Below are 5,162 nucleotides of genomic sequence, written 5' to 3' on the forward strand. Positions count from 1 at the left end.
ATAATGGTCATTGCCTAATTTTCCTCGATTGATGGCCCAAAAGAACCCCTCCCTGGGCCGTTGAGACGGGAAGCGGATTCCGCCAAGCGGAATCCGCTTCCTTCGCATCGGCTTATGCGAAACAGGGGTGCGAACGTCAAGATATTGTTCGGTTTTTGCCCGGCTTTCGCCCAAATGCCATAGGCGAAGGCATGCCCATTGGCTACACCGCTTGATTATATCGATTGAATCGGTCCGGGAGATCGCACAACTGGAGAGCCGGCGATCATCATACTCACAGTCGCCGCGAGACATTATGCCAGCAAGCAAGGCATTGCCGAGGATGTCGAAACGCTCGATCTCGGCAGCGATTGCGCCGTTGGAGATCTTGTTTCCCTCGTGAAAGCTGGAACCAGGCACGATTTCGCGGTCATCCGCCGCCGCTGGATTGCCGGCGGGACAGGCATCACGCTTGAACTGACGCTCGACCACCCGGCGCAAGCTTGAGTATCCCGAACTACTCGGCCTCGCGCCCCATCCTGCGCGCGGCATAGCGCTCGATCGCCGACAGACCGTCATAGATCAGCACGGCAAGAGCCGCGACGATCAGGCCGCCTTGCAGGACAAAGGCAAGATTGTTCGACAGCAGGCCGGCGATGATCACCTCGCCCAACGTCTTTGCCGCCACCGTCGAGCCGATGGTCGCCGTGGCCAGGCTGATGACCACCGACAGCCGGATGCCGCCCAGAATGATCGGCGCGCTGAGCGGCAGTTCGACCTTGGCGAGCCTTTGCCAGCCGGTCATCCCGGCGCCGCGCGCCGCCTCGACGACATTGGCCGGCAGCGTCGTCAGGCCGGTCAGCGCGTTCTCGAAGATCGGCAACAAGCCGTAGAGAAACAGTGCGATCAGCGTGGGTTTCTCGCCGAAGCCCACGGCCGGCACGGCGAGCGCCAGCACCGCCACCGGCGGAAAGGTCTGGCCGATATTGACCAGGCTGCGCGACAGCGGCAGGAACTCTACGCCGGCCGGCCTGGTGACCAGGATGGCGAGCGCCACCGCCACGATGGTCGCGGCGATCGTGGCGATCAGCACGATCCTGAGATGCAGCAGCGTCAATGTCAAAAGGCTGCCCTGATTGTAGATCGCCGGCGCATTGTTTTCCGTCAGCGGCTTCAACAGCGGTTCAAACCAGCCGGGATTGGTCACGAAGGCGACCAGCAACACCACCAGCGCCAGCCTGAGCAGCGAGGGCAGCCAAGCCTTCATGCCGGCCTCGCCGCGCGCTTCACCAGCCCGTCCACCGTGACGCGGCCGAGCGGCTTGCCGTCATCGCCTTTCACCGGCAACGCCGGGCGTCCGGACCACAACAACTCGGCCAAGGCGTCGCGCTGGCTGGCGTCGCCGGGGATCGCCTCGCCCTCGGCGGTCCCCTTCTCCACCGCATCGCGCACGCGGCCGAGCGACAGCAGCCGGAACGGCTTTTCGCTGGCGCCGACTAGGGTCTCGACGAAGGCGCTGGCCGGCCTCGCCAGGATCTCCGCCGGCGTGGCATATTGCACCAGCTTGCCGGCATCCATGACCGCGATCTTGTCGCCCATGTGGACTGCCTCCTCCATGTCGTGGGTGACGAGGATGATGGTGGTGCCGAAACGCTTCTGGATCGCCAGCAGATCCTCCTGCGCCTTGTTGCGGATGATTGGGTCGAGCGCACCGAACGGCTCGTCCATCAACAGCACGTTCGGTTCGGCGGCGAGCGCGCGGGCGACACCGACGCGCTGCTGCTGGCCGCCGGAAAGCTCGTGCGGATAGCGCGGCCCGAACGCCTCGGGGTCGAGCTGATAGAGCGTCATCAACTCGTCGACGCGGGCCTTGATGCGGGCCTTGTCCCAGCCGAGCAGCACCGGCACGGTGGCGATGTTCTGCGCCACCGTGCGGTGCGGAAACAGGCCGTGGCCCTGGATGGCATAGCCGATGCTGCGGCGCAGTTCATAGCCGGGCAGCGAACGATTGTCGGCGCCGTCGAGCTTGATCACGCCTGCGGTCGGCTCGACCAGCCGGTTGATCATGCGCAGCAGCGTCGTCTTGCCGGAGCCGGAGGTGCCGACGATGACGGCGATGGTGCGTGGCTCGACGACCATCGACACGTCGTCGACCACGGTGGTCGCGTCATAGCGCTTGGTTATGCCTTCGATCTCGATCATGCCGTTTCAACCCTGCGTTTGGTGGCGGTCATTTCGATGACTGCATCGAGGATGATGGCCGCGGCAAAGGCCAGCGCCACCGTCGGCACGGCGCCGAGCAGCACCAGGTCCATCGCCGTCTGGCCGACGCCCTGGAACACGAACACGCCAAAGCCGCCGCCGCCGATCAGCGCTGCAATGGTGGCAAGGCCGATATTCTGCACCAGCACGATGCGGATGCCGGTGAGGATGACTGGAAAGGCCAGTGGAAACTCGACGCCGAACAGGCGCTGGCGGTCGGTCATGCCCATGCCGCGCGCGGCGTCGTTGGCGGCGCGCGGCACGCCGGCAAGGCCGACCACGGTATTGGCCACCACCGGCAACAGCGAATAGAGGAACAGCGCGACGAAGGCGGGCGCGGTGCCGATGCCGCGAATGCCGAGGGAGGCCGCGCCCGGCACATGCGTGGCGACCCAGCCGAGCGGCGCGATCAGCAGGCCGAACAGCGCGATGGAGGGAATAGTCTGGATGATGTTGAGCACATTCAGCACACTCGCGCGCAATTTGTCGACGCGGTGGCAGAGGATGCCGAGCGGCAGGCCAACGACCACCGCCGCCGCCAGCGAGCCCAGCGCCAACGTCACATGCTTGGAACCCTCCGCCCAGAAACTGTCGGCGCGGTTGGCATATTCCTTGAGGATCGACAGGCTGTTCCAGCTTCCCGAAACAAGCAGCAGGCCGATTGCCAGCGCAGCGATGACCAGCACGCCGACGCGCGCCCATGGCGACAGTTTCAATCGCGTCAGCACGTCGGCAAGCAAAAGCGTGAAGGCGAAGACGAGCAGCCAGAACCCTGAGGCGGGCGAAATGCGCGCGAAGGTGTTGCCCTCAGGCGTCAGGAAATCGCCGGCGACACCGATCAGGATGGCAAGGGCTGCAAGTGCGACCACGCTGGCCGCAAGACGTAGGGTGAGCGGCGTCTTCAACAGCGCGATTACTGCCGCGACCACCACGATCGCCAGCAGCGACGGGCCGACGGCGGCTGGCAGGGATTCCAGGATCGAGCGCGCCTCGCCAGGCACGATGCGATTGGCGCGGAAAGTGGCGAAAGGCGCCGCGAACGCCGCGTAGCCAACGATCGCGGCGATGACCACGCCGAGCTTGTCGAAGCGGATGGTCATGAGGTGAACCCGTGCGCAACGACGTGCCTTGATGCAGTTTCAGCATTGTGAGCTCTGTGCGAGGCACCCCCCTCTGTCCTGCCGGACATCTCCCCCTCAAGGGGGGAGATCGGATTTCGCGTGGGCTTTCGCCAATCTCCAACGGCGGAGAAAGAAGCACGGCGCAGAAACCGCCAATCTCCCCCTTTGAGGGGGAGATGTCCGGCAGGAGAGACGGGGGTGCCTCGCACCAACGTTACTTCTCGAAGGCGTGCCGACTTACTTCAAAAATCCATTCTTCTTCAAGAAGTCCTCGGCGACGCCCTTGACCGGCTCACCGCCGACCTGCACGCGGCCATTCAGTTCCTGCAGCGTGACGAGGTCGAGCTTGGCGAAGACCGGCTTCAAGAGCGTCTCGATCTCCGGGTGCTCCTTCAGCACCGCCTCGCGGATGATCGGCGCTGGCTGGTAGACGGGCTGCACGCCCTTGTCGTCGTCGAGCACGACAAGCCCGGACGGGGCGATACCGCCGTCGGTGCCGTAGACCATGGCGGCGTTGGCGCCATTGGTCTGGTTCGCCGCCGCGGCAATGGTCGCGGCCGTGTCGCCGCCGGAGAGCGTGATCAGCTGGTCGGGTTTCAGCGTGAAGCCATAGGTGGTCTGGAAGGCCGGAAGCGCTGCCGCCGAATTGACGAACTCGGCCGAGGCCGCCAGCACAATCTTGCCGCCGCCGGCGACGTATTTGCCGAAATCGGTAAGCGTCGCCAGCTTGTTCTCGTCGGCGACCTCCTTGCGCAGCGCGATCGCCCAGGTGTTGTTGGCTGGCGATGGTGACAGCCAGACGATCTTGTTGGCGTCGTAGTCGAGTTTCTTCGCCGTCTCATACGCCTTGGCGGCATCCTTCCAGACGGGATCGTCGGCTTTCTCGAAGAAGAAGGCGGCATTGCCGGTATATTCCGGATAGATATCGATTTCGCCAGCGATGATCGCCTTGCGCACCACGGGCGTGCCGCCGAGCTGGATGCGGTCGGTCGTCTGGATGTTGTTGGCGTTCAGCACCAGCTGGATGATGTTGCCGAGCACGCCGCCTTCGGTGTCGATCTTCGACGACACCACCACCTGGGCGCTGGCGGAGGCGGCTGTGATGCCAAGCGCCAGTGCCGCGCCGGCCAGAAGCTTGAGTGAAAACATGGTGAAATCCCTTGCTGTGAAACCGGAATGCGGTTGCCGCATATGAGCATGGCTTCAACGCCCCGTCGGGGCACACGGTTTCATAACAAGGGGCACAGACGCAATAATTTTGTTCCGGCGCGGTAAATTGGCGCGCGCCTCGTCCCGACAGCGTGATGTCAGGTGGTCCGCCGCAAGCCCGTCATTTTCAGCGCACCCAATGCCACGAAGCACAGCATCGCGACCGGGAAAATGATCCAGTTCAGCATCTCCCAGCCCCAGGCATTGTACACCGCGCCCGACATCAACGAAGCAAAGGCGACCGAGCCGAACAGGACGAAGTCGTGAAAACCCTGCACCTTGCCCTTTTCCGACGGCCGGTAGCTGTCGGCGACCATGGCGGTGGCGCCGATGAAAGCGAAATTCCAGCCTAGGCCGAGCAGGATCAGCGCCGTCCAGAACTGCCACAGCGCCAGTCCCGACAGCGCCACCACGGCGCAACCGATGAGCAAGACAAGACCGATTGCCACGATCCGTTCGGCGCCGAAGCGATGGATCAGCGATCCGGTAAAGAAGCTCGGCGCGAACATTGCCATGACGTGCCAGGAAATGCCGAGCGTGGCGTCGTCCGTCGTCAGGCCGCAGCCGACCATGGCCAGCGGTGCGCCGGTC

Annotated in this window: 6 protein-coding genes; all 6 read right to left on the bottom strand. The window is 64.2% G+C overall.

All coding sequences use genetic code 11. From position 1 onward, the window contains the following. Positions 1-480, bottom strand: a 480-nt coding sequence (locus CN311_RS32550; RefSeq protein WP_165779686.1) for a hypothetical protein, incomplete at its 3' end; no start/stop codon positions are given. A 16-nt stretch (positions 481-496) separates the two neighbouring features. Then, complete coding sequence (locus tag CN311_RS12995) at positions 497-1,246, bottom strand: ABC transporter permease (protein ID WP_097574122.1); 750 nt, start codon at positions 1,244-1,246, stop codon at positions 497-499. Next, a complete protein-coding gene (locus CN311_RS13000; RefSeq protein ID WP_097574123.1) occupies positions 1,243-2,181 on the bottom strand; it encodes an ABC transporter ATP-binding protein in 939 nt (312 codons plus the stop codon). The genes CN311_RS12995 and CN311_RS13000 overlap by 4 nt, the downstream gene beginning before the upstream one ends. Further along, positions 2,178-3,341: an ABC transporter permease gene (locus CN311_RS13005; RefSeq protein WP_097574124.1), complete on the bottom strand. Its 1,164-nt coding sequence runs from the start codon at positions 3,339-3,341 to the stop codon at positions 2,178-2,180. Before CN311_RS13005 ends, CN311_RS13000 begins: the two co-directional genes overlap by 4 nt. 258 nt (positions 3,342-3,599) lie before the next feature. Then, the gene (gene osmF / locus CN311_RS13010; protein ID WP_425351072.1) at positions 3,600-4,553 is read right to left on the bottom strand and encodes a glycine betaine ABC transporter substrate-binding protein OsmF; all 954 of its coding nucleotides are present in this window, start codon (positions 4,551-4,553) and stop codon (positions 3,600-3,602) included. 116 nt (positions 4,554-4,669) lie between these two features. Beyond that, the coding region (locus CN311_RS13015; protein WP_115504247.1) for an MFS transporter at positions 4,670-5,162 on the bottom strand (493 nt) is incomplete at its 5' end.

Origin of the sequence: Mesorhizobium sanjuanii, from assembly GCF_002529485.1 — a bacterium.
Taxonomy (GTDB): Bacteria; Pseudomonadota; Alphaproteobacteria; order Rhizobiales; family Rhizobiaceae; genus Mesorhizobium; species Mesorhizobium sanjuanii.

Coding starts and splice junctions, on each gene's coding strand:
- CN311_RS12995 (WP_097574122.1), bottom strand. CDS start 1,246: ATGAAGGCTTGGCTGCCCTCGCTGCTCAGGCTGGCGCTGGTGGTGTTG.
- CN311_RS13000 (WP_097574123.1), bottom strand. CDS start 2,181: ATGATCGAGATCGAAGGCATAACCAAGCGCTATGACGCGACCACCGTG.
- CN311_RS13005 (WP_097574124.1), bottom strand. CDS start 3,341: ATGACCATCCGCTTCGACAAGCTCGGCGTGGTCATCGCCGCGATCGTT.
- osmF (WP_425351072.1), bottom strand. CDS start 4,553: ATGCGGCAACCGCATTCCGGTTTCACAGCAAGGGATTTCACCATGTTT.